Genomic DNA, 21,900 nt, shown 5'->3' with positions numbered 1-21,900 from the left:
TTGAAGAAAAAAGAATACGATGGCAAATTTTCGCGATATTTAAAGTGCGGTCATTTTTTATGATGTTTTTTTCAACGGAATAACGCGCTGGTTTATCGTTTTTTCTGTTGAGTTAAAGAAAAACTGTCTTGAATACATTCCCATAATAATGAAGGGGAAATTTCCGCTAAATGGAGACTCATCCAATGTTCTTTATTCATATGATAGGCGGGATAAACCCCTTTTATCATACGTAACGCACCAATCATTTCAGGCTGGGCTTTAACATTTATAATCCAAATGGTTTCTGTATGAGACAAGCCAATTTTATTGCCGGGGATATTCATTAAAATGGCAAACCATTTACCGCTATTTAGGTGGCGAAAAACCGCATACTCAGGAAATTTTGCCCACAAATAGGCGGGATTAACCTGATAATGTTTGGCAATGTATTGGATAATCTGGCTTGGCGTTATCATTAAATGTCCTTGTAAAAATGGTGAAAAATCTGACCGCACTTGTATTTTATGTTATTTTTTATGCAAGATATATGCAATTTTATAGGGAGAAAATAATGCCGCTTAATCATCTCAATCAGCCTATTGGAGAGCCTATTGTCGATTTTACGCGGGGGGAATTGCCAAATATTCAGCTAATAGAAGGGCAATATTGTTGTTTGCAACGCCTTTGTGTCGATCGTCATTTTAAGGATATTTATAAGTTTATTGGGCCAGATAGCCCAGAAAGCCAATGGACTTATCTGCCTATTTCCGCACAACCTAATGAGCAAGCCGCACAACAGCTTCTGCAAGAATGGGCGAACAGTGCTGATCCTTATTATTTAGCGATTATTGATAAGGCGAGCCAAAAGGTAGTGGGAATATTTTCTTTAATGCGCATTGACCCACAAAATCGCACTATCGAAATGGGCTGGGTGATTTATTCTAACTTGTTAAAACATTCTCGCATGGCAACGGAAGCACAATATCTCGCAATGCAATATGTGTTTGATAAACTCAAATATCGTCGTTATGAATGGAAATGTGATAGTTTAAATCAAGCCTCGTTTAATGCGGCAAAACGCCTTGGTTTTCAGTTTGAAGGGATTTTTAGACGTGCTGCAGTTTATAAAGAGCGTAATCGTGATACCGCGTGGTTTTCAATGCTAAAAGAAGAATGGCAGAGAATGAAACCGAAATTTGAACGTTGGCTTGCAGCGGATAATTTTGATGATGAAGGAAAGCAATTACGTTCATTAAATGATTGCTAAGATAGGGGGGAGATTTACGACTAAGGCGTGGGATAAAAAAAGTGCCTCTTTCTGTGGGGGGAGAGGCACTAAAATGTTGGAGTGATTATCTATTATTGTTTGAATGGATTAAATGATAATTGTTCTCAAATGTAAAGTCAATACATAAATGCAAATAATTCTCAATAAATTGTTTATTCAATATAAGGCACTAAATGTGTAAGTGAAAGTGCGGTAGGAATGTGATGAGAAAATTCGAATTCTCCCGCATAGGCATACACCTCAACCCCTTCTTTTATAGCTTGACGAAGTAGTTTCGCGTATTCAGGATCAATATATTCCGCGACTTTGAAACAATCAAAACCGTTGTGTAATCCAGCGAAAAAAATGACCGCTCTATGGCCAAGTTTTTTCATCGCCATTAGCTCTCGCAAATGTTTTTGTCCTCTGGTGGTTACCGCATCAGGAAACATTCCCAGATTGCCTTTTACTAAGGTAACGGATTTTACTTCCACATAGCAATCCGGTAAGCCTTTCTCTTTAAGCAGGAAATCAATTCGGCTATTTTCTTCACCATATTTCATTTCAGGCAGAATTTCGCTGTATGCCGCTAATTCTTTGATTTGCTTATTTTGCAGTGCTTCAAAGGTGAGTTGATTGGAACGGTGTGTGTTAATACATACCATTTGCCCATTTTGAAGTTGGGTAAGTTCCCAAGAATGAGGGTATTTTCGGGTTTTACTGTCAGAGGTTGAATACCAAATGGTATCCCCTTTTTCACCACAACCTGTCATCGCCCCCGTATTTGCGCAGTGAATCGTGAGTATTTCACCATTGGCAAGTTCGACATCAGCAAGAAAGCGTTTATAACGGCGGAGTAGGGTGGCAGATTGAAGAGCGGGTAACTGCATTATTTATTCCTATATAACTAAAAACGGCAGTGTATCATTTTGTGTTGTGGGTAAAAAGAAAAGTGCGGTGCTTTTTATTGATTTTTTTATCATTATTTCATCAGCTAAATTTTTAGATAATTTTTAATCTATTTATTCATAGGTAAATTTTTTCAATGAAATTTGTAAAATCTTTTTGTACCTCTTTTGTAATAAATGATACAGTTAGGACGATTCGACTTTTGTCATTTATGGGCTGGGAAGTGATTTCCAGATTGTATCATCAACCAATTTGAAGGAAACATTATGTTAATTGGTGTACCTAGAGAACGGCTTGATAATGAAACACGTGTAGCAGCAACGCCAAAAACAATACAGCAAATTTTAAAGCTGGGTTTTGAGGTGATTGTTGAACACGATGCAGGATTTAAAGCAAGTTTTGAAGATCAAGCATTTGTGCAAGCTGGCGCAAAAATTGGCACAACACAAGAAGTGTGGAATGCTGATGTAATTATGAAAGTAAACCCTCCTAATGATGAGGAAATTGCCTTAATTAAAGAAGGGGCAACCTTAATTAGCTTTATTTGGCCTGCGCAAAATGAAGCATTAATGGAAAAATTATCTGCGAAAAAAATTAATGTCTTAGCGATGGATGCTGTGCCACGTATTTCACGTGCGCAGTCTTTAGACGCACTTTCATCAATGGCAAATATTTCTGGTTATCGTGCTGTGGTGGAAGCGGCAAATGCATTCGGTAGTTTTTTCACTGGGCAAATCACTGCGGCAGGTAAAGTACCGCCAGCGAAAGTGTTAGTGATTGGGGCAGGTGTGGCCGGTTTGGCTGCGATTGGTACAGCAAATAGCCTTGGTGCGATAGTGCGTGCTTTTGATTCTCGCCCTGAAGTAAAAGAGCAAGTGCAATCAATGGGTGCAGACTTCTTAGAAATTGATTTTGAAGAAGAAGGTGGCTCAGGTGATGGTTATGCAAAAGTGATGTCGGAAGAGTTTAATCGCCGAGCGATGGAACTTTATGCCGCACAAGCCAAAGAAGTGGATATTATCATCACGACCGCTGCTATTCCGGGTAAACCTGCACCACGTTTAATTACCAAAGAAATGGTGGATTCAATGAAACCGGGTTCTGTTATTGTGGATTTAGCCGCATTAACGGGAGGAAACTGTGAATACACCAAACCGGGTGAAATTTTCGTGACAGATAATCAAGTGAAAATCATTGGTTATACGGATTTCCCAGCACGTTTGCCAACGCAATCTTCTCAGCTTTATGGCACAAACTTAGTGAATTTGCTGAAGTTATTATGTAAAGAGAAAGACGGTACGATCAATATTGATTTTGATGATGTTGTGTTACGTGGTGTAACAGTCATTCGTGATGGTGAAATCACTTGGCCTGCACCACCAATTCAAGTTTCTGCCCAACCACAACAAAAAACTGAGGTTGTGGTTGAGAAGAAAGAACAAAAACCACAAGATCCGCGTATCAAATACGGTATTATGGGAGCAATTGGCGTGCTGTTCTTATGGCTAGGTTCAGTAATGCCTGCGGCATTCTTATCACATTTCACCGTGTTCGTACTTGCTTGTGTGGTGGGATACTATGTGGTTTGGAATGTGAGCCACGCCTTACATACCCCATTAATGGCAGTAACTAATGCCATTTCAGGCATTATCATTGTGGGTGCGTTATTGCAAATTGCCCAAGGCAGTTTCTTTATCAGCCTACTCGCATTTATTGCAATTTTAGTCGCAAGTATCAATATCTTTGGTGGCTTTAAAGTGACCCAACGTATGCTTGCAATGTTTAGAAAAGGTTAAGGAGAAAAAGCAATGTCAGAAGGTTTAGTACAGGCTGCATATATTGTAGCGGCATTACTTTTCATTATGAGCTTAGCAGGGCTTTCTAAACACGAAACTGCTAAAGCAGGTTGTTGGTATGGTATCGTGGGGATGACTATTGCCCTTATCGCAACCATTTTCGGGCCACAAACGTCAGGACAAATTTGGATTTTAATTGCAATGGCAATTGGCGCGGTGATAGGTATCCAACGTGCATTGAAAGTGGAAATGACCGAAATGCCAGAGCTTGTAGCTATTTTACATAGCTTTGTTGGTCTTGCTGCTGTGTTGGTCGGCTTTAACAGCTTTGGCTTACACGTTACCCCTGAATTTGTTGCACCAGAAGGTACAGCATTTATCAGTGAAGCGGCATTAGAAAATGCGAAAGCAGCATTTAATGCGGAACAAGCGACTTTAGCAACTATCCATAATGTTGAAGTGTTCTTAGGCATCTTCATCGGGGCAGTAACTTTCACAGGGTCTGTGGTCGCATTCGGTAAACTACGCGGTATTATTAATTCTAAAGCCTTAATGTTACCGCATCGCCATAAATTAAATTTAGCGGCGTTAGTGGTTTCGGCGTTATTAATGATCGCATTTTTAAGCTCGCCAGAAAATATCTTCCCAGTGCTATTAATGACTATCATTGCTCTTGCCTTTGGTTGGCATTTAGTGGCATCAATTGGTGGTGCAGATATGCCTGTGGTGGTATCAATGCTGAACTCTTATTCAGGTTGGGCAGCGGCAGCAGCAGGCTTTATGCTTAATAATGATCTCTTGATCGTAACTGGGGCATTAGTAGGCTCTTCAGGGGCGATTCTTTCTTACATTATGTGTAAAGCAATGAACCGTTCATTTATCAGCGTTATCGCTGGCGGTTTTGGTAATGATGTGGTTGCAAGTGGTGATCAAGAACAAGGCGAACACCGTGAAACAAGCGCGGAAGAAGTGGCGGAAATGCTGAAAAATGCAAGCTCTGTGATCATTACACCGGGCTATGGAATGGCGGTGGCACAAGCTCAGTATCCCGTGGCTGAAATTACACAAAAATTACGTGATCGTGGTGTGAATGTACGTTTTGGTATTCACCCAGTAGCAGGGCGTTTACCGGGTCATATGAACGTGTTACTCGCTGAAGCCAAAGTGCCTTATGACGTGGTATTAGAAATGGACGAAATCAACGATGATTTTGCTGATACCGATGTCGTCTTAGTTATTGGCGCAAATGACACCGTAAACCCTGCGGCAATGGATGATCCAAACAGCCCAATCGCAGGAATGCCTGTGCTAGAAGTGTGGAAAGCCGCTAATGTGGTGGTATTCAAACGCTCAATGGCAGTAGGCTACGCCGGCGTACAAAACCCATTATTCTTCAAAGAAAACACACAAATGCTCTTCGGTGATGCAAAAGAGCGCGTGGATGACATATTAAAAGCATTATAAGATAAATTTTGCTGAAAAAAAGCACCGCACTTTTGAAAGAAAGTGCGGTTTTTTTTACAGTTATAGAAATGTTTAAGTTTGAAGTAGAGAATGCGCTCTACAAACCGTCTAGGAATAGGCTACCTGATCTCATTCCTTAATTTTAAAATAGAACAACCCACGTTATTTTATTTCACCTTATTGATCATCTCCTAAACTTTTAATTGCCTCAATGACTAAATGCCAAAATTTTTCTCTGTTAAGGGTTGTTGCAACTTGGGTGTTGCAAGGTTTTGGAGGATAACGAAAATCTGCAACGGTCATTCCTAACGTATGGGTTCCCGTTAATTCAATATGAATAGGAACTTGTTGCGTTTTTATTAAAGAGGGATCGATGACATAAGCAACAGCACAAGGATCGTGCACTGGTGGCGCATCAAAACCTTGAGATTTTTTATACATTTTGCCAAAGAATTCCAGCAATTCGACGACAAATTGAGCTGGTTTTGTTCCTATTTCCGCAATACGCTGTATCACGTCCGGCGTGGCTAAGGCTTGGTGAGTCAGATCTAAACCTACCATTGTTACTTTCCAACCGGCACTAAATACAATATGGGCAGCTTCAGGATCTATTTTTATATTAAATTCAGCCACCGCACTCCAATTCCCCGTGTGATAACCGCCTCCCATCAATACGACTTCTTTTACTCGATTGATAATTTTAGGTTCTAATCTTGCGGCAAGGGCAATATTGGTTAGCCCACCCGTTGGTACTAAGGTGATCGTATTAGGTGGGTAAGACATAATTAAGTCAATGATTAACTGAACAGCGTGTGAAGGATGAAAGGTTTGCGTTGGTGTTGGTAAAATGGGGCCATCTAACCCTGAATCACCGTGGATAGCGGGGGCCGTTTCAATTTCTCTAACCAACGGGCGTTCAGCCCCTTTGGCAATGGGAATATTTTTAATTTTCGCAATTTCAGCAACAGCTAACGCATTATGCGAGACTTTTTCAAGGGTTTGGTTGCCAACAACGGTCGTAATGGCGAGCAATTCGATATTGGGATTACCATGGGCGAGTAATATGGCAATGGCATCATCATGGCCGGGATCACAGTCTAAAATAATTTTTTTACGCATAATTATCTCCTTTTCTTTCTTACATTACCCTTTTTTATAGAGATTAAAACGAAAATTCTTTTATTTTTTGATCAACTTCACAAATTTTAAAAATAGTCATTTTAAAACTTATAAGAATTGTTTAGTCTTATCGAAACGTTTCGATATTTTTTTGAGAGGGAAATATGAAAAAAACAGGTATTCTTAATGCGCCACTTTCATATCAAATTGCCCGTCTTGGGCATACAGATTTTTTGACAATTTGTGATGCAGGATTGCCTATTCCTTCATCGATAGATTGTGTCGATTTAGCTTTATCAGAGGGCGTGCCAAGTTTTTTATCTGTTTTTGAGGCTGTAACAACAGAGTGCTTTGTGGAGAGAGTGATTTTAGCGCAAGAGATTGAGCTGCATAATGCACAACTTCATCAAACCTTATTACAACGCATCGCGCAGTTAGCTCAGCAACAACATAATGACATCGTTGTAGATTACGTCTGTCACGAGGAATTTAAGGCATTGAGCCAAGAAAGTAAAGCCATTGTCCGTTCAGGGGAATGTTCGCCTTATGCCAATATTATCCTTGTATCAGGTGTACCGTTTTAGGGGGAAACCATGGAACCCATTTTAAAATTAAACAACATTTGTAAGTCTTTTCCGGGTGTGCGTGCGTTACATAATGCAAATTTATCTGTTTACGCTGGACGAGTCATGGCATTAATGGGGGAAAATGGCGCAGGGAAATCGACGCTGATGAAAATTCTTACCGGAATTTATCAGCAAGATAGTGGGGATATTTATTTTAATGGCGAAAAAGTGCGGTATAAAAATCCCAAATTTTCTCAGTTAGCTGGTATCAGTATTATTCATCAAGAACTTAATATTATCCCTAATTTAACGATTGCAGAAAATATTTTCTTAGGGCGAGAGTTTACCCATAAATTGGGTGGGATTGACTGGACGAAAATGATTGAAGAATCGAAAAAATTATTGCAACGTTTAAAAATTAAACACCATCCTTCGACCCCTGTTGAACAATTATCGCTTGGTGAATTGCAAATGATTGAGATCGCGAAGGCACTGAGTTTTAAAGCGAAAGTGATTATTATGGATGAGCCTACCGATGCCTTGACTGACGCCGAAACGAAAGCCTTGTTTGACGTAATTAGAGAGCTGAAAACAGAAGGTTGCGGGATCGTATTTATTTCCCACCGAATGCAAGATATTTTTACGATTTGTGATGATGTGACGATTTTACGTGATGGTGAATTTATTGCGGAAAGTACAATTTCTGAGATAGATGAAGCACAGCTCATTGAATTAATGGTGGGAAGAAAATTAGAAGAACAGTACCCACATATTGATGTTCCTATTGGAGAACCTGTATTAAAGGTTGAAAATTTAACCGGTCAGGGCGTAAATAAGGTTTCTTTTCATCTCAATCGTGGGGAAATTCTTGGTGTTTCAGGATTAATGGGCGCAGGACGAACCGAATTAATGAAACTCATTTATGGCGCATTAGTTAAAGAGAGCGGTGAAATTTTCGTACGAAATCGACCTGTATCTATTGAAACACCGCAAGATGGGTTGAAAAACGGTATCGTTTATATTTCTGAAGATCGCAAAGGTGATGGGTTAGTCCTCAGTATGTCGATTAAGGAGAATATGACCTTAACTGCACTGGATCAACTTTCACCAAAAGGTGCGATTGATCACCAAGCAGAAAAAATGACGGTAAATGATTTTATCCTGATGTTTAATGTAAAAACCCCTTCAATGGATCAAACAATAGGCTTGCTTTCTGGAGGGAATCAACAAAAGGTTGCCATTGCAAAAGGCTTAATGACACGTCCTGATATTTTGATTCTTGATGAACCTACTAGAGGCATTGATGTGGGGGCGAAAAAAGAAATTTATCAGCTCATTAATAAGTTTAAAGAAGAAGGTATGAGCATTATTTTAGTCTCATCAGATATGCCAGAAATTATCGGAATGAGTGATCGTATATTGGTAATGAATAATGGTGAAATTCGCGGTGAGTTTTTACGCCGAGATGTTAGCCAAGAAAAATTATTAACTGCCGCAATTACTCAACAGCATTAGAAGGACAAATTATGACAGCAACAAAATTAAAAAATTTTCTTATTGAACAACGTTCGATTTTAGCTTTACTTGTCTTAATTGCCATTGTTTCTAGTATTAATCCTCATTTTTTTACAATGGATAATTTACTCAATATTTTACGCCAAACTTCAGTCAATGCGATTATTGCGGTAGGAATGACGTTTGTGATTTTAACCGCTGGGATCGATCTTTCTGTTGGCTCAGTACTTGCATTAACAGGTGCAATTGCGGCTTCTTTAGTCAATCTAGATTTATCTATGTTTATTGTTATTCCGCTGGTTTTATTATGCGGTACGGTACTTGGGGGAATCAGTGGCGTGATTATTGCAAAAGGCAAAGTGCAAGCTTTTATTGCTACCCTTGTAACAATGACATTATTACGTGGCGTTACAATGGTTTATACCGATGGGAGGCCGATTAGTTTAGGTTTTTCTGATGTCGCCGATCATTTTTCTTTTCTTGGCACAGGCTATTTATTTGGTATCCCTTTCCCTATTTGGTTAATGGCAACTATTTTTCTTGTGGCGTGGTATATCTTAAAACATACCCCTATGGGGCGATATATTTATGCGCTTGGTGGTAATGAAGCTGCAACCCGCTTATCGGGTATAAACGTGGATAAAGTCAAAATTTTTGTTTATGCGGTAAGTGGTTTTCTTGCAACCGTGGCAGGATTAATTGTTACCTCAAGGCTTTCTTCGGCACAACCAACCGCGGGTGTTTCTTATGAACTTGATGCAATCGCTGCAGTCGTGGTGGGCGGAACAAGTTTAATGGGAGGAAAAGGGCGTATTTTAGGCACATTAATTGGGGCATTGATTATTGGTTTTTTAAATAATGCGTTGAATCTACTTGATATATCCTCGTATTACCAAATGATTGCGAAATCTATTGTTATTCTTGCAGCTGTACTCACCGATCATTTTTTCAGTCGAAAAAATGGGTAATCTTAATCCATCTAACTTAAGGAGATGTATATGAAAAAATTGACTTTACTCGCTTCCGCAATGCTTCTTGGCTCAGTGGTGAGTCAAAGTGCTATGGCAAAAGAAACGATCGCATTAGCCATTTCTACGCTGGATAATCCGTTCTTTGTTACCTTAAAAGAGGGCGCGCAAAAAGAGGCGGATAAACTAGGCTATAATTTGGTTGTACTTGATTCACAAAATGATCCAGCCAAAGAATTAGCGAATGTTGAAGACGTTACAGTTCGTGGTGCAAAAGTATTACTGATTAACCCAACTGATTCCACTGCTGTTGCGAGTGCGGTACGTATGGCAAATCAAAAAAATATTCCTGTCATTACTTTAGACCGTGGAGCAGCACAAGGGAAAGTGGTAAGTCATATTGCCTCTGATAATATTGCAGGCGGAAAAATGGCAGGTGATTTTATTGCCCAAAAATTAGGTGATAATGCGAAGGTTATCCAATTAGAAGGTATTGCCGGCACTTCGGCAGCACGCGAACGTGGGGAAGGATTTAAGCAAGCCGTTGAGGCACATCACTTTGCTTTATTAGCAAGCCAACCCGCAGATTTTGATCGCACTAAAGGCTTGAATGTGATGGAAAATTTATTAACCGCTCAACCCAATGTCCAAGCTGTCTTTGCCCAAAATGATGAAATGGCGTTAGGGGCAATTCGTGCAACTCAAGCCGCGAATAAGCCTCTAGTCATTGTTGGATTTGATGGCACAGATGATGGCATTAAAGCAGTAAAAAGTGGCAAATTAGCCGCAACTATCGCACAACAGCCTGACTTAATCGGGGCATTAGGTGTACAGACAGCGGATAAAGTGATTAAAGGAGAAACGGTTGAAATACAGATTCCCGTTCCATTAAAAGTAATCAGTCAGTAATAAAGAAAATCCAAGACAGAACATACTGCCTTGATAATTTCTTTTCGCTAAATTTAATCTTATTAATCGTCGTTTATGTTTAAAATAGGCAATGAGCAAATACCGTAATAAACCATACTGTCGGTGATACGACGTTGTATTCTGTTTAAACTAAACGACGATAAAAGCAAAGTGCGGTGGTTTTTTTTTATTGATTTTGATTGAGGAATGGTTATGCATAATAAAACATTAACGGTGCTTGGTAGTGTGAATGTGGATCATTTGATCCAAGTTGCGCATTTCCCACAACCGGGGGAAACCTTATTAGGGCATCATTATCAGCTGGTTTATGGCGGAAAGGGGGCAAATCAAGCGGTAGCCGCCACAAGGCTTGGGGCTAAGGTGAATTTTATTGCTTGTATCGGGAATGATGATGTTGGTCAGCAAATAAAGCAGGCTTTTATTCAGCAAGGAATGAATACCGAAGCCATTTCGAGCATTGATGGTGAATCAACAGGCATTGCAATGATCCAAGTAGCAGAAAGTGGTGAAAATAGCATTGTCATTTCTGCTGGTGCGAATGCACACTTAACCGCACAACGTGTGGAATCCTTTACGCATATTATTCAACAAAGCGATGCATTGCTTATGCAATTAGAAACGCCCTTAGAGGGGATATGTTATGCGGCCAAATTAGCCAAAACACAAGGAAAACAAGTTATTCTTAATCCCGCGCCAGCACAACCTCTTTCTGATGAGTTACTCTCTCAGCTCACGATGATTACCCCAAATGAGACAGAGGCGGAAATTTTGACGGGGATTAAAGTGGTGGATTATCAAAGTGCGGTCAAAGCGGCGCAAATTTTTCATCAAAAAGGGGTTGAAATTGTATTGATTACCTTAGGGGCAAGGGGCGTTTTTGTCAGTCATCAACAGCAACAGGAAATAATTCAAGGTTTTAGCGTTCAAGCAAAAGATACGACGGCAGCAGGCGACACGTTCAATGGGGCATTAATCACTGCGTTATTAGAGGGGAAAACACTCAATGAGGCTATTCATTTTGCCCAAGCAGCGGCGGCGATTAGTGTAACCCGTTTAGGCGCGCAAACCTCAATTCCTACGCGACAAGAGACAGATGATTTTTTAGCCGAAAGGAAATAGAATGGCGGGTAGTGATTGACTGAAGTGAGAATAATTTATGGCAACGATGAAAGATATTGCACGGATTGCGCAGGTATCAACCTCAACGGTTTCCCACGTGATTAATAATACGGGATATGTGAGTGAGGCGATGCGAGCAAGAGTAATGAATGTCGTGGAATCACTCAATTATCGTCCTTCAGCCCTAGCAAGAAGTTTAAAGGTTAAACAAACGAATACCTTAGGTATGTTAGTCAGTGCGACGAATAACCCCTTTTTTGCTGAAGTTGTGAGTGGGGTTGAGCAGTATTGTAATCAACATCAGTACAATCTCATTATTTCTAGCATTGATGGCGCTGAAAATCGTTTAGAACAAAATATTCAAACACTTATTCAGAAACAAGTAGATGGGTTGTTATTAATGTATTCGGATAGCCAATATGCGGATCTGAAACAGTTGAATATTTCATTACCCGTGGTTGTAATGGACTGGTGGCCAACCGCACTTAATGCCGATAAAATTTATGAAAATTCAGAACTTGGTGCTTATCTTGCCACGCAATATCTCATTCAACAGGGGCATCGAGAGATTGCCATTATTACCGGAAATTTGCAAAAATCATTAGCCCAAAATCGTTTGCAAGGGTATAAAAAAGCATTACAAGAAGCACAATTGCCCCTTAATCCTGAATGGATTATTGAAAGCCATTTTGATTTTGAGGGGGGCGTAATTGGAATGAAAAAGTTGCTACAAGCAAAAAAACGTCCGAGCGCCGTGTTTGCTTGTAGTGATACCATTGCTGTCGGTGTTTATCAAGTTGCGTGGCAGCAAGGGTTAAATATACCACAAGATCTTTCGGTAATTGGCTATGATGATATTATGTTGGCGCAATATCTCTCACCGCCATTAAGCACGATTCATCAACCTAAGGCTGAATTAGGTAAGCTTGCGGTAGAAACCTTATTAAAACGGATAAAAACCCCAGAAAAACCTTATCAATCGTTGTTACTTGAGCCTAAATTAGTCGTACGAGAATCAATTGGTAAGCGTTAAGTCATATGAGGAAAAGAAAGACAATATCCTGATCGCTGATACCACCTCTAAGCAATTAGCCTAACAATCAATATTATTGAATATAGAAGATCTTTGTTATAATCCTCTTTCTTTATAAAATAGATAAAAAATCAACCGCACTTTAACTTTTAAATGCATTTTTTGGCGTACTTATGATGGAATACCTCTTACTCTCTCTTTTCACCCTTGCTTCGGTAATTTTTATTGTCAATTCTCATTACCGTTGGACCTATTTCTTTGCCATTGCACAGTTTGTGTTATTTTTTAGCTTGATGTTTAGTATTACAGGGCAATGGCAGCGTGGGCTGAATTTTGCTGCCGTGTTGTTCGTGGTGTTAATGCTTTTTCATCGCTTAAAGATTCATTTTTATAAACAGCCTTTGTTAGTATCTGATTTCTTTTTAGTTTTCGATTGGCGAAATTGGGAAACCTTGTTGCATTATCGCTCAGCAATCTTTGCGATTGGTGGCTTGATCGGGTTAATGGTTTATGCCGTAATGGGCTGGTCTTCAGCCACAGTGGCAAGTGTTGAATGGCGAATTTTTGCAAGTGCGGTGCTTTTTTTCACCATTTTTGCTATCTGTCATTACAGTAAAAATAAATCAGCTATCAAACAGTGGCTTGATTCCTTACCTGATGACGGACGAGATGTGTTTTTAAATTTACCGATGTCTTGCCGAGGTGTCTTTTTCAAACCACCTGTTTTTGATGGCGATGCAGATTATTTTCTTAAACAAAAACAACAGGTTGAAGATTATCCGCTAACGGTCGAAGCAGAAAAGCCAGATATTGTTGTATGGCTTCAGGAATCTACCCTAAATCCTCACAGTTTTGTGTTTGAGAAAGCGAATATTCCGCCAATAACAATGTATGAAAATCAAGCGGATACCAAATTTAACAGTCATTTGCGTGTGCATACTTTAGGCGGAGCAACGTGGAAATCGGAGTTTGCTTTCCTATCTGGTTTGCCCTCAACGGATTTCGGCGCGATGGCGAATGCCGTGTTTTATTCTGTTGTACCTCATTTACAATACAGTTTTGTGCAGAATTTAAAAGCGCAAGGATATTATTGCGTTGCATTATCGCCTTTCACCAAAGGGAATTACAATGCCAAACCCGCTTATGATCACTTTGGTTTTGATCTGATGTTACAACCGCAAGAACTTGGTTATCCTGCGCCGTTAAGTAAGAATTTATGGACGATTGGTAGTGATGAAATGAGCCAGTATGTGCAGAAAATTTTGCAAAAACAAGGTATTCCTGCGCTTGAAAAAGTCAGCCAACCTTTATTTGTTTATGTGCTTACAATGCGTGAACACGGTCCTTATCACGATGTGGGGAATCTGTTTGAATTGCAAAATCAAGGGTTCACTCCGAAAGGCACGGGCGAATTGAATGATTATATTCAGAGAATTGTAAAGCTCAATGATGTCATCGAAGATTTCAACCGCTATATGCAAAATCGTCAGAAGCCTTATGTATTAGCTTATTTTGGCGATCATCAAATTTCCATTAGTGGGGCGCAACCTGCTTATCACTTTGATTACCCGCACCCCAACTATATTACTCAGTTTGTTGTGCGGAGTAATATGCAAAATACGTTTAAACAACAACAGAATTTCCTTGATTTGGCACAGGCGGGCGGTTTGATTTTAGAAATAGCAGGATTGCCAGCCGATGAATTTATGCAAGCGAATATTGCAATGCGTAAATTAAGTCAGGGTAAATTGCAAGATTGCCAAGATCAGGCATTGCTTCGTGGTTATCAAAATTACTTATATCAACAATTAAAGGTTGCAAAATAAGGGCGAACAATGAGCCAACAGATTGAAACACACCCATTTGCTGCGATATTGCCACCACACGCCACCGTTATGATGATGGGAAGTTTTCCACCCAAAGCGGAAAAGCGTTGTATGGAATTTCATTATCCCAATTTCCAAAATGATATGTGGCGAGTGTATGGCGCAGTATTTTTTGGCCAAGCCGATTATTTCCAAGTACCGAATGAAAAACGCTTTGATGCTGAACGAATTAAACATTTTTTATGGGATAAAGGCATTGCATTATGCCCAACTGTGCGTAAAGCCATTCGTGAACAAGATAACGCATCGGATAAATTTCTGAGGGTGGTAGAAACAGTCAATCTGGCTGAAGTATTGCCTCAAGTCCCCCAATGCCACTGGATTTTTACAACTGGAGGCAAAGCCACAGAGATTCTGCTTTCCTTATTGCCAGAAAAAGTCAATGCCCCAAAAACTAACAGTTTTATTCCTTATCCCTATCCTGATTTTGCACTCAATTTATATCGCCTGCCTTCAACTTCAAGGGCTTATCCACTTGCCTTTGAGAAAAAGGTTGCTGCATATCGTCAGTTTTTTGAAATGGCGGGGCTGGTTTAAAGAATGCGTTGATTGGATTATCAGCAAATCATTGTGTTATTTTTAACGAATAAGAAAAAGTGATTTTCATTATTATGAATTGTGTAGGCAATGCAATTCCGTTATGATACGCGCTCTTTCACTCCTGTTGGAGTAAGATTATTTTTTAAAGGAAACATTATGAATTCATTAAATAAAATTAGCCCTTATGCACTCGGATTATTACGCATTATTGCAGGCTATATGTTTTTATTACACGGCACATCAAAATTCTTTGAATACCCAGTTTCAATGACGGGTGGAAATGGTGCAGTGGAACTTTTTTCAATGATGGGCATTGGCGGTGTATTAGAAATCGTGGGTGGCGCATTATTAATTTTAGGGCTGTTTACCCGTCCCGTAGCATTCATTCTTTCTGGTATGATGGCAGTCGCGTATTTTCAAATTCACGCTTCTTTAGATAACGTGTTATTGCCGATCGTCAATAAAGGTGAGCTTGCAGCATTATATTCTTTAGTTTTCTTAAACTTTGTTTTCTTAGGTGCAGGCGCTTTTGCATTAGACAACAGAGCCAGTAAGAAAAGTTAATTTGTCTTTTTCTTTCAGCGTTATTGAATTAAACCCGCATTAAGCGGGTTTTTTTATTGTTTCAGAAAAATAATTAAAAAACGCACCGCACTTTAGGATCTAGGTATTATGCATTGTTGGTTTTTTGTTAAGAAATTTGATTTCGTGCTATATAAAAGCAAACGATTGCGTTATAATGCGGAGGTTTTTTCATTTCATTAAATTAAAGGAAATCTTAATGCAACCAAATCGCCCTATTCGTCAGGCTTTACTCAGTGTTTCAGACAAAGCAGGTATTGTGGAATTTGCTCAAGGCTTAGTGCAACGCGGAGTGAAATTGCTTTCCACAGGTGGTACTGCGAAATTGTTAATGGAAAAGGGATTACCCGTTATCGAAGTCTCTGATTACACCGGTTTTCCAGAAATGATGGACGGACGAGTGAAAACCTTACACCCAAAAGTGCACGGCGGTATTTTAGGACGCCGCGGCGTGGATGATGAAGTGATGGTTAAGCACCACATTGAGCCGATTGATATGGTGGTGGTGAACCTTTATCCTTTTGCGCAAACTGTGGCAAAAGCGGATTGTACCCTTGAAGATGCCGTAGAAAATATTGATATTGGTGGGCCAACAATGGTGCGCTCTGCAGCGAAAAATCATAAAGATGTTGCAATTGTGGTAAATAATCAAGATTTTTCTGCTGTTTTGGCTGAAATGGATCAAAATCAAAATAGTTTAACTTTAGAAACACGTTTTGATTTAGCGATTAAAGCTTTTGAGCATACCGCACAATATGATGCGATGATTGCCAATTATTTTGGTAAATTGGTGAAACCTTACTTTGCCGCTGAGGAAGAAGAACAGAATGCCTTGTGCGGACAATTCCCACGCACCTTAAATTTGAATTTTATCCGCAAACAAACGATGCGTTATGGTGAAAATGGTCATCAAAATGCCGCATTTTATGTGGAAAAAGAACAAAAAGACGCAAGTGTGTCCACGGCAAAACAACTACAAGGTAAAGCCCTCTCTTATAACAATATTGCGGATACTGATGCTGCCTTGGAATGCGTGAAAAGTTTTAATGAACCCGCTTGCGTGATTGTGAAACACGCAAATCCTTGTGGCGTAGCGTTAGGCGCTGATATTTTAGACGCCTATAACCGAGCCTATCAAACGGATCCAACCTCGGCTTTCGGTGGCATTATTGCTTTCAACCGTCCATTAGATGCGGCAACCGCACAGGCGATTATTGATCGTCAATTTGTCGAAGTGATTATCGCACCAGTGGTTCAAGAAGAGGCGAAAGTGGTGCTAAAAGTCAAGAAAAATGTGCGTGTGTTAGAATGTGGCGAATGGCATAGCGAAGCACCGCAACGCTTGGATTTCAAACGTGTTAATGGCGGTTTATTAGTACAAGACAGCGATTTAGGTATGGTAGATCTTGCCGATTTGCAAGTCGTGAGCAAACGTAAGCCAACGGAAAAAGAACTACAAGATTTGCTATTTTGCTGGAAAGTGGCGAAATTTGTTAAATCTAACGCCATTGTCTATGCGAAAAATAATCAAACTATCGGCATTGGTGCAGGACAAATGAGCCGTGTTTATTCTGCTAAGATCGCTGGTATTAAAGCACAGGACGAGGGGTTAGAAGTAAAAGGTTGCGTAATGGCATCTGATGCCTTCTTCCCATTCCGTGATGGCATTGATGCCGCCGCTAAAGTTGGCATTGAGTGCGTGATTCACCCCGGTGGTTCTATGCGTGATCAAGAAGTGATTGATGCCGCAGATGAACATAATATGGTGATGGTGCTAACAGGAATGCGTCATTTCCGTCATTAATTCAAAGTGGGGTAGAAAAAAATGAATATTTTAATTATCGGAAACGGTGGGCGTGAACACGCCCTTGCGTGGAAAGCTGCACAATCCCCTTTAGCCAGTAAAGTGTTTGTTGCACCGGGAAATGCTGGCACTGCACGGGAAAGTGGCGTGGGCAGAAGTGCGGTGGAAAATGTGGCAATTTCTGCGACGGATATTCCAGCATTAGTCAAATTCGCACAAGAAAATCAAGTTGGCTTAACCATTGTTGGCCCGGAAGCTCCTTTGGTGGTAGGGGTAGTCGATGCTTTTGAACAAGCAGATTTAACGATTTTCGGCCCAAGCCAATCGGCAGCACAGTTGGAGGGATCAAAAGCATTCACTAAAGATTTCTTAGCTCGTCATCAAATTCCAACGGCAGAATATCAAAACTTTACCGATATTGAGCAAGCCCTTGCTTATGTTCGACAAAAAGGTGCGCCGATAGTGATTAAAGCCGATGGCTTGGCGGCTGGAAAAGGCGTGATTGTGGCAATGACATTAGCGGAAGCGGAAGATGCCATTAAGGATATGCTTTCAGGCAATGCTTTTGGTGATGCAGGTTCTCGCGTCGTGATTGAAGAGTTTTTAGAAGGTGAAGAAGCCAGTTTCATCGTGATGGTGGACGGTAAAAATGTCGAACCAATGGCAACTAGCCAAGATCACAAACGCGTGGGGGAAGGGGATAAAGGCTTAAATACGGGCGGAATGGGCGCTTATTCGCCAGCGCCAGTTGTTACCCCTGAAATTCACCAACGTGTGATGCAGCAAATTATTTATCCAACTGTGCAAGGAATGGCGGCTGAAGGGAATGTTTATAAAGGTTTTTTATATGCTGGTCTGATGATCGATAAAAATGGTCAGCCAAAAGTCATTGAATTTAACTGCCGTTTTGGCGATCCTGAAACACAACCGATTATGATGCGGATGGATTCTGATCTGGTAGCACTTTGCCTAAAAGCCTGTGAAGGGAAATTGGATCAAGTTCAATCGCAATGGAAAAAACAAGCCGCGCTAGGCATTGTGCTTGCCGCAGAAGGCTATCCTGCGGATTATCGTAAAGGTGATGAAATCCAAGGCTTACCAACATCTGAGCAACGTGATGAAAAAGTTTTCCTTGCTGGTGTGAACGAAGAAAATGGCAAGTTAGTCACCAATGGTGGTCGCGTTCTCTGTGCCACCGCATTGGGCGACAGCGTGCTTGATGCTCAACAGAAAGCATTAAAACTCGCAGAACAAATTCAGTGGAACGGTCGTTTCTTCCGCCGTGATATTGGCTGGAGAGCTATTGCGCGCGAGAAATCATAATAGAGGATTAATCATAAAAAGGAGCAATATGTATCAAGATAAATCACGTTGTCGCGTGAGAGCCATAAGCCTATTTTTATCTCTAACTAAAGATAAAACACAATGGCAACAGCAGCTACAAATGGCGAAAGCGGAATTTGATTTGCTTATTCCCGCTATTCAGCAAAAAGGGTATGAAATTCAGTCTATCCGTATTATCACTAATCCTTTTGGTGAATATTTGGATTTGAGTAGCATTGACACGGCAAAACGTGATTTAGCCTTGCTTAAAACCTTGCTGAGTAAATTGAATGAGAGCGGGTTGCGTATTCGTTTTGCAATTGGGGAAGCAAAAACGACACAAGAGATCGCGTTATTGCCTGAATTAATCGCAGACTATGGGGATTTATGTAATGCTTGCGTAAATGTGGAACGTGATGAAAATGGTTTTCTAGATTATGCGTTGTTGTTAAATTGTGCAAGTGCGGTGCAAAAAATTGCAGAATTAACTCCTCGTGGTGAAGGTAATTTTAATTTCACCGTGAATTTTAACTGTAAACCGTTTATTCCTTATTTCCCAGCAGGTTATCATCGCAGTGAGCTAGATAATGCGGTGGTAATCGGTTTAGAAACGCCAGATTTATTGGTTGATGTGCTAGAAAATTTGCCTATTAATGAAAATCGCCAGCGGTTCTTTCATCAAGCCAGTGTGGCAATGTCCCAAGCATTGCAATATCACATTGATGAAATACAAAACGCGATAAAATCTGCATTATCAGGTAATTTCAGATTAGCTGGTTTTGATAGCTCAGCAGCCCCATCTAAAAACTGCCATTCAATGACAAAGGTTTATGAATTACTCGGTGTACCTTATTTCGGTGCAGCGGGTACAGTAGAAGTTTCCGAATTACTCACTCGTGTGTTCAAATCAGTGAAAAATGTCGATTTAGTCGGTTTTTCTGGTTTGATGTTAGCAGTAACTGAAGATTTGGGTTTAGCGGAAGGCACCAAAACATCTCAATTTGATATTCGTGCTTTACTCACTTATAGTGCTGTATGTGGCATTGGTTTAGATACTGTGCCAATTTCAGGTGAGGCAACCATTGAACAAATCGCAGGATTAATGAGTGATACTGGCACAATGGCATTTCGTTTAAATAAACCCCTTACCGTCAGATTATTCCCAATTCCAAATAAATCTGCAGGAGAAATGACCGAATTTGAAAGCGATGATTTATGTAACTGCCGTATTTTAGCGGTGCCATAGTTTATGATATGCAAAGGAAAAATTGGCCCTCACGAAGGAATAGAGCTTGAGTTAATGTTATCGGAAAAGAAAATGTTAGCACTTTTCTTTAATGATATGGGCGTTCCAGGTGCGTTTTTACCTTATATAGAACGGGGTGTTTTTCGTTGTAATTATCTTGTTTTAGTTCCTCAAAATAAGCAGACTCCAATAGAGTTGGGAGCCTTTATTCTATTTAGACCTGTTCATCAAAAATATGCAGAACAGCTAGAGCAACTATTGAAGAAAAGTATAGGACACTTTGATTCTATGGTAGAACGAGAAATTGGTAAATTGCTTGGTTACCAAGAAGAGGATATCTCGCTTTATATTAATAATTGTAAAAAGGGATTGCGATAACCATAGGATATGAATAATATTCATAATCGCAATGAAAATTTTGAACCTAATTTTTCATTACAAGATAGTGAAAAAAAAGCTAAACTAGTTAAATCTTAAATAATCATATTTATAAGAGGACAAACACAATGTTAAAAAGAAGTATGAACATCGCTGATTACGATCCCGTATTATGGCAGGCGATTCAAGATGAAAATCGTCGTCAAGAAGAACATATTGAATTAATTGCATCAGAAAACTATGCTAGCCCACGTGTGATGGAAGCACAGGGTTCTCAATTCACCAATAAATATGCAGAAGGTTACCCAGGTAAACGCTATTATGGTGGTTGTGAGTATGCCGATATTGTTGAGCAACTTGCCATTGACCGTGCGAAAGAATTATTTGGTGCAGATTATGCGAATGTGCAACCACATTCTGGTTCGCAAGCTAATGCAGCGGTTTATATGGCACTGCTAAACCCGGGTGATACCATTTTAGGTATGAGCTTGGCACACGGTGGCCATTTAACTCACGGTGCATCAGTGAGCTTTTCAGGCAAAATTTATCACGCAGAACAATATGGCATCACCGATGAAGGCGTAATTGATTATAACGCATTGCGTGAACAAGCGTTACGCGTTAAGCCAAAAATGATCGTGGGTGGTTTTTCTGCCTATTCTCAAGTGGTCGATTGGGCGAAAATGCGTGAAATTGCTGATGAAGTTGGTGCCTATTTATTCGTAGATATGGCACACGTTGCCGGCTTGATTGCCGCTGGGGTTTACCCAAATCCATTACCGCACGCTCACGTTGTGACAACCACAACACACAAAACTTTAGGTGGTCCACGTGGTGGCTTGATTTTAGCAAAAGGTGGCGATGAAGAGCTTTATAAAAAATTAAACAGTGCCGTATTCCCCGCAGGTCAAGGTGGTCCATTGGTTCACGTGATTGCAGCGAAAGCGGTATGTTTTAAAGAAGCGCTTGAGCCTGAGTTTAAAGCTTATCAGCAACAAGTGGTGAAAAACGCGAAAGCAATGGTGGACGTGTTTAAACAACGTGGTTATAACGTGGTTTCTAATGGCACGGAAAACCATTTATTCTTAGTTGATTTAGTTAGCCACGGTTTAACAGGGAAAGCGGCCGATGCGGCATTAGGCAAGGCGAATATTACAGTAAATAAAAATGCTGTGCCAAATGATCCACAAAAACCATTTATCACCTCGGGTATCCGTGTAGGAACCCCTTCTGTGACTCGTCGTGGTTTCAAAGAAGCGGAAGTGAAAGAGTTAGCTGGTTGGATGTGCGATGTGCTTGATGCTGTGGGTAAAGAAAGCGAAGCAGAAGTGATTGCTGCAACAAAAGAAAAAGTGCTAGCTATTTGTAAGCGTTTGCCGGTTTATCCTGCGTAATGTTTTAGTATTACATTAAGCAGGCTGGATATGCTATCCAGCCTGTTTTTTATGCTCATAAATGCTATAAAATTAGGTG

The 21,900-nt window shown here is 40.2% G+C and carries 20 protein-coding genes; 17 read left to right on the top strand and 3 right to left on the bottom strand.

Features of this window, described 5'->3' with window-relative positions:
• Nucleotides 1-92: 92 nt before the first annotated feature.
• Complete coding sequence (locus L5B90_RS03080; protein ID WP_265762115.1) at nucleotides 93-458, bottom strand: MmcQ/YjbR family DNA-binding protein; 366 nt, start codon at nucleotides 456-458, stop codon at nucleotides 93-95.
• A 95-nt stretch (nucleotides 459-553) separates the two neighbouring features.
• Between L5B90_RS03080 and L5B90_RS03075 the strand changes: the two genes are divergently transcribed.
• Nucleotides 554-1,249 (top strand): GNAT family N-acetyltransferase, encoded by a 696-nt coding sequence (locus L5B90_RS03075; RefSeq protein ID WP_265762114.1) that lies wholly within the window; start codon nucleotides 554-556, stop codon nucleotides 1,247-1,249.
• Nucleotides 1,250-1,422: 173 nt separating this feature from the next.
• Here L5B90_RS03075 and sfsA read toward each other — a convergent pair whose 3' ends face one another.
• Nucleotides 1,423-2,139, bottom strand: a complete 717-nt coding sequence (gene sfsA, locus L5B90_RS03070; RefSeq protein ID WP_250364341.1) for a DNA/RNA nuclease SfsA — start codon at nucleotides 2,137-2,139, stop codon at nucleotides 1,423-1,425.
• 285 nt (nucleotides 2,140-2,424) lie between these two features.
• On the opposite strand from sfsA, the gene pntA reads away from it, so the two are divergent.
• Both pntA and pntB read left to right on the top strand, forming a co-directional pair.
• A complete protein-coding gene (pntA, locus tag L5B90_RS03065) occupies nucleotides 2,425-3,954 on the top strand; it encodes a Re/Si-specific NAD(P)(+) transhydrogenase subunit alpha (RefSeq protein WP_250364342.1) in 1,530 nt (509 codons plus the stop codon).
• Nucleotides 3,955-3,966: 12 nt separating this feature from the next.
• Complete coding sequence (gene pntB / locus L5B90_RS03060; protein WP_250364343.1) at nucleotides 3,967-5,418, top strand: Re/Si-specific NAD(P)(+) transhydrogenase subunit beta; 1,452 nt, start codon at nucleotides 3,967-3,969, stop codon at nucleotides 5,416-5,418.
• Between the two features lie 177 nt (nucleotides 5,419-5,595).
• Here pntB and uriH read toward each other — a convergent pair whose 3' ends face one another.
• Nucleotides 5,596-6,537: a uridine-preferring nucleoside hydrolase UriH gene (gene uriH / locus L5B90_RS03055; RefSeq protein ID WP_265762113.1), complete on the bottom strand. Its 942-nt coding sequence runs from the start codon at nucleotides 6,535-6,537 to the stop codon at nucleotides 5,596-5,598.
• 164 nt (nucleotides 6,538-6,701) lie between these two features.
• On the opposite strand from uriH, the gene rbsD reads away from it, so the two are divergent.
• The 14 genes from rbsD (at nucleotide 6,702) to glyA (ending at nucleotide 21,821) form a co-directional block, all read left to right on the top strand.
• Nucleotides 6,702-7,121, top strand: coding sequence for a D-ribose pyranase (rbsD, locus tag L5B90_RS03050; protein WP_265762112.1), 420 nt, complete (start codon nucleotides 6,702-6,704; stop codon nucleotides 7,119-7,121).
• A 9-nt stretch (nucleotides 7,122-7,130) separates the two neighbouring features.
• Nucleotides 7,131-8,618: a ribose ABC transporter ATP-binding protein RbsA gene (rbsA, locus tag L5B90_RS03045; RefSeq protein ID WP_265762111.1), complete on the top strand. Its 1,488-nt coding sequence runs from the start codon at nucleotides 7,131-7,133 to the stop codon at nucleotides 8,616-8,618.
• Between the two features lie 11 nt (nucleotides 8,619-8,629).
• On the top strand, nucleotides 8,630-9,586 hold the full coding sequence (rbsC, locus tag L5B90_RS03040) for a ribose ABC transporter permease (protein WP_250364347.1): 957 nt from the start codon (nucleotides 8,630-8,632) through the stop codon (nucleotides 9,584-9,586).
• 30 nt (nucleotides 9,587-9,616) lie between these two features.
• Nucleotides 9,617-10,495: a ribose ABC transporter substrate-binding protein RbsB gene (gene rbsB, locus L5B90_RS03035; RefSeq protein WP_265762110.1), complete on the top strand. Its 879-nt coding sequence runs from the start codon at nucleotides 9,617-9,619 to the stop codon at nucleotides 10,493-10,495.
• A 213-nt stretch (nucleotides 10,496-10,708) separates the two neighbouring features.
• Nucleotides 10,709-11,635, top strand: coding sequence for a ribokinase (rbsK, locus tag L5B90_RS03030; RefSeq protein WP_250364349.1), 927 nt, complete (start codon nucleotides 10,709-10,711; stop codon nucleotides 11,633-11,635).
• Between the two features lie 37 nt (nucleotides 11,636-11,672).
• A complete protein-coding gene (locus L5B90_RS03025; RefSeq protein WP_250364350.1) occupies nucleotides 11,673-12,668 on the top strand; it encodes a substrate-binding domain-containing protein in 996 nt (331 codons plus the stop codon).
• Between the two features lie 173 nt (nucleotides 12,669-12,841).
• Entirely contained in the window at nucleotides 12,842-14,494 is a 1,653-nt protein-coding gene (locus L5B90_RS03020) for an LTA synthase family protein (RefSeq protein WP_250364351.1), read from the top strand.
• Nucleotides 14,495-14,503: 9 nt separating this feature from the next.
• Complete coding sequence (locus L5B90_RS03015; protein WP_250364352.1) at nucleotides 14,504-15,091, top strand: DNA glycosylase; 588 nt, start codon at nucleotides 14,504-14,506, stop codon at nucleotides 15,089-15,091.
• 159 nt (nucleotides 15,092-15,250) lie between these two features.
• Nucleotides 15,251-15,658, top strand: a complete 408-nt coding sequence (locus tag L5B90_RS03010) for a DoxX family protein (RefSeq protein WP_265762109.1) — start codon at nucleotides 15,251-15,253, stop codon at nucleotides 15,656-15,658.
• A 217-nt stretch (nucleotides 15,659-15,875) separates the two neighbouring features.
• Nucleotides 15,876-17,480: a bifunctional phosphoribosylaminoimidazolecarboxamide formyltransferase/IMP cyclohydrolase gene (gene purH / locus L5B90_RS03005; protein WP_265762107.1), complete on the top strand. Its 1,605-nt coding sequence runs from the start codon at nucleotides 15,876-15,878 to the stop codon at nucleotides 17,478-17,480.
• 21 nt (nucleotides 17,481-17,501) lie between these two features.
• Nucleotides 17,502-18,803, top strand: coding sequence for a phosphoribosylamine--glycine ligase (gene purD / locus L5B90_RS03000; RefSeq protein ID WP_265762106.1), 1,302 nt, complete (start codon nucleotides 17,502-17,504; stop codon nucleotides 18,801-18,803).
• 28 nt (nucleotides 18,804-18,831) lie between these two features.
• Nucleotides 18,832-20,049 carry a DUF711 family protein gene (locus L5B90_RS02995; RefSeq protein ID WP_265762105.1) on the top strand — a complete coding sequence of 406 codons (1,218 nt, stop codon included), beginning with the start codon at nucleotides 18,832-18,834 and terminating at the stop codon, nucleotides 20,047-20,049.
• 72 nt (nucleotides 20,050-20,121) lie between these two features.
• Nucleotides 20,122-20,427 (top strand): hemocin immunity protein, encoded by a 306-nt coding sequence (locus tag L5B90_RS02990; RefSeq protein WP_250364357.1) that lies wholly within the window; start codon nucleotides 20,122-20,124, stop codon nucleotides 20,425-20,427.
• Nucleotides 20,428-20,555: 128 nt separating this feature from the next.
• Nucleotides 20,556-21,821: a serine hydroxymethyltransferase gene (gene glyA, locus L5B90_RS02985; RefSeq protein WP_265762103.1), complete on the top strand. Its 1,266-nt coding sequence runs from the start codon at nucleotides 20,556-20,558 to the stop codon at nucleotides 21,819-21,821.
• Nucleotides 21,822-21,900 lie beyond the last annotated feature (79 nt).

Source organism: Avibacterium sp. 20-129 (genome assembly GCF_026226845.1).
In the GTDB taxonomy this organism is placed as follows: domain Bacteria; phylum Pseudomonadota; class Gammaproteobacteria; order Enterobacterales; family Pasteurellaceae; genus Avibacterium.
This window is presented reverse-complemented; position numbering and strand designations above follow the sequence as displayed.

Bases quoted from the DNA above. Each gene is read 5' to 3' on its own strand.
- rbsA (WP_265762111.1), top strand. From the start codon at position 7,131: ATGGAACCCATTTTAAAATTAAACAACATTTGTAAGTCTTTTCCGGGT.
- purH (WP_265762107.1), top strand. From the start codon at position 15,876: ATGCAACCAAATCGCCCTATTCGTCAGGCTTTACTCAGTGTTTCAGAC.
- L5B90_RS03075 (WP_265762114.1), top strand. From the start codon at position 554: ATGCCGCTTAATCATCTCAATCAGCCTATTGGAGAGCCTATTGTCGAT.
- L5B90_RS02990 (WP_250364357.1), top strand. From the start codon at position 20,122: ATGTTAGCACTTTTCTTTAATGATATGGGCGTTCCAGGTGCGTTTTTA.
- purD (WP_265762106.1), top strand. From the start codon at position 17,502: ATGAATATTTTAATTATCGGAAACGGTGGGCGTGAACACGCCCTTGCG.
- pntA (WP_250364342.1), top strand. From the start codon at position 2,425: ATGTTAATTGGTGTACCTAGAGAACGGCTTGATAATGAAACACGTGTA.
- rbsK (WP_250364349.1), top strand. From the start codon at position 10,709: ATGCATAATAAAACATTAACGGTGCTTGGTAGTGTGAATGTGGATCAT.
- L5B90_RS03080 (WP_265762115.1), bottom strand. From the start codon at position 458: ATGATAACGCCAAGCCAGATTATCCAATACATTGCCAAACATTATCAG.
- pntB (WP_250364343.1), top strand. From the start codon at position 3,967: ATGTCAGAAGGTTTAGTACAGGCTGCATATATTGTAGCGGCATTACTT.
- glyA (WP_265762103.1), top strand. From the start codon at position 20,556: ATGTTAAAAAGAAGTATGAACATCGCTGATTACGATCCCGTATTATGG.
- rbsB (WP_265762110.1), top strand. From the start codon at position 9,617: ATGAAAAAATTGACTTTACTCGCTTCCGCAATGCTTCTTGGCTCAGTG.
- L5B90_RS02995 (WP_265762105.1), top strand. From the start codon at position 18,832: ATGTATCAAGATAAATCACGTTGTCGCGTGAGAGCCATAAGCCTATTT.
- L5B90_RS03010 (WP_265762109.1), top strand. From the start codon at position 15,251: ATGAATTCATTAAATAAAATTAGCCCTTATGCACTCGGATTATTACGC.
- L5B90_RS03025 (WP_250364350.1), top strand. From the start codon at position 11,673: ATGGCAACGATGAAAGATATTGCACGGATTGCGCAGGTATCAACCTCA.
- uriH (WP_265762113.1), bottom strand. From the start codon at position 6,537: ATGCGTAAAAAAATTATTTTAGACTGTGATCCCGGCCATGATGATGCC.
- L5B90_RS03015 (WP_250364352.1), top strand. From the start codon at position 14,504: ATGAGCCAACAGATTGAAACACACCCATTTGCTGCGATATTGCCACCA.
- rbsD (WP_265762112.1), top strand. From the start codon at position 6,702: ATGAAAAAAACAGGTATTCTTAATGCGCCACTTTCATATCAAATTGCC.
- L5B90_RS03020 (WP_250364351.1), top strand. From the start codon at position 12,842: ATGATGGAATACCTCTTACTCTCTCTTTTCACCCTTGCTTCGGTAATT.
- sfsA (WP_250364341.1), bottom strand. From the start codon at position 2,139: ATGCAGTTACCCGCTCTTCAATCTGCCACCCTACTCCGCCGTTATAAA.
- rbsC (WP_250364347.1), top strand. From the start codon at position 8,630: ATGACAGCAACAAAATTAAAAAATTTTCTTATTGAACAACGTTCGATT.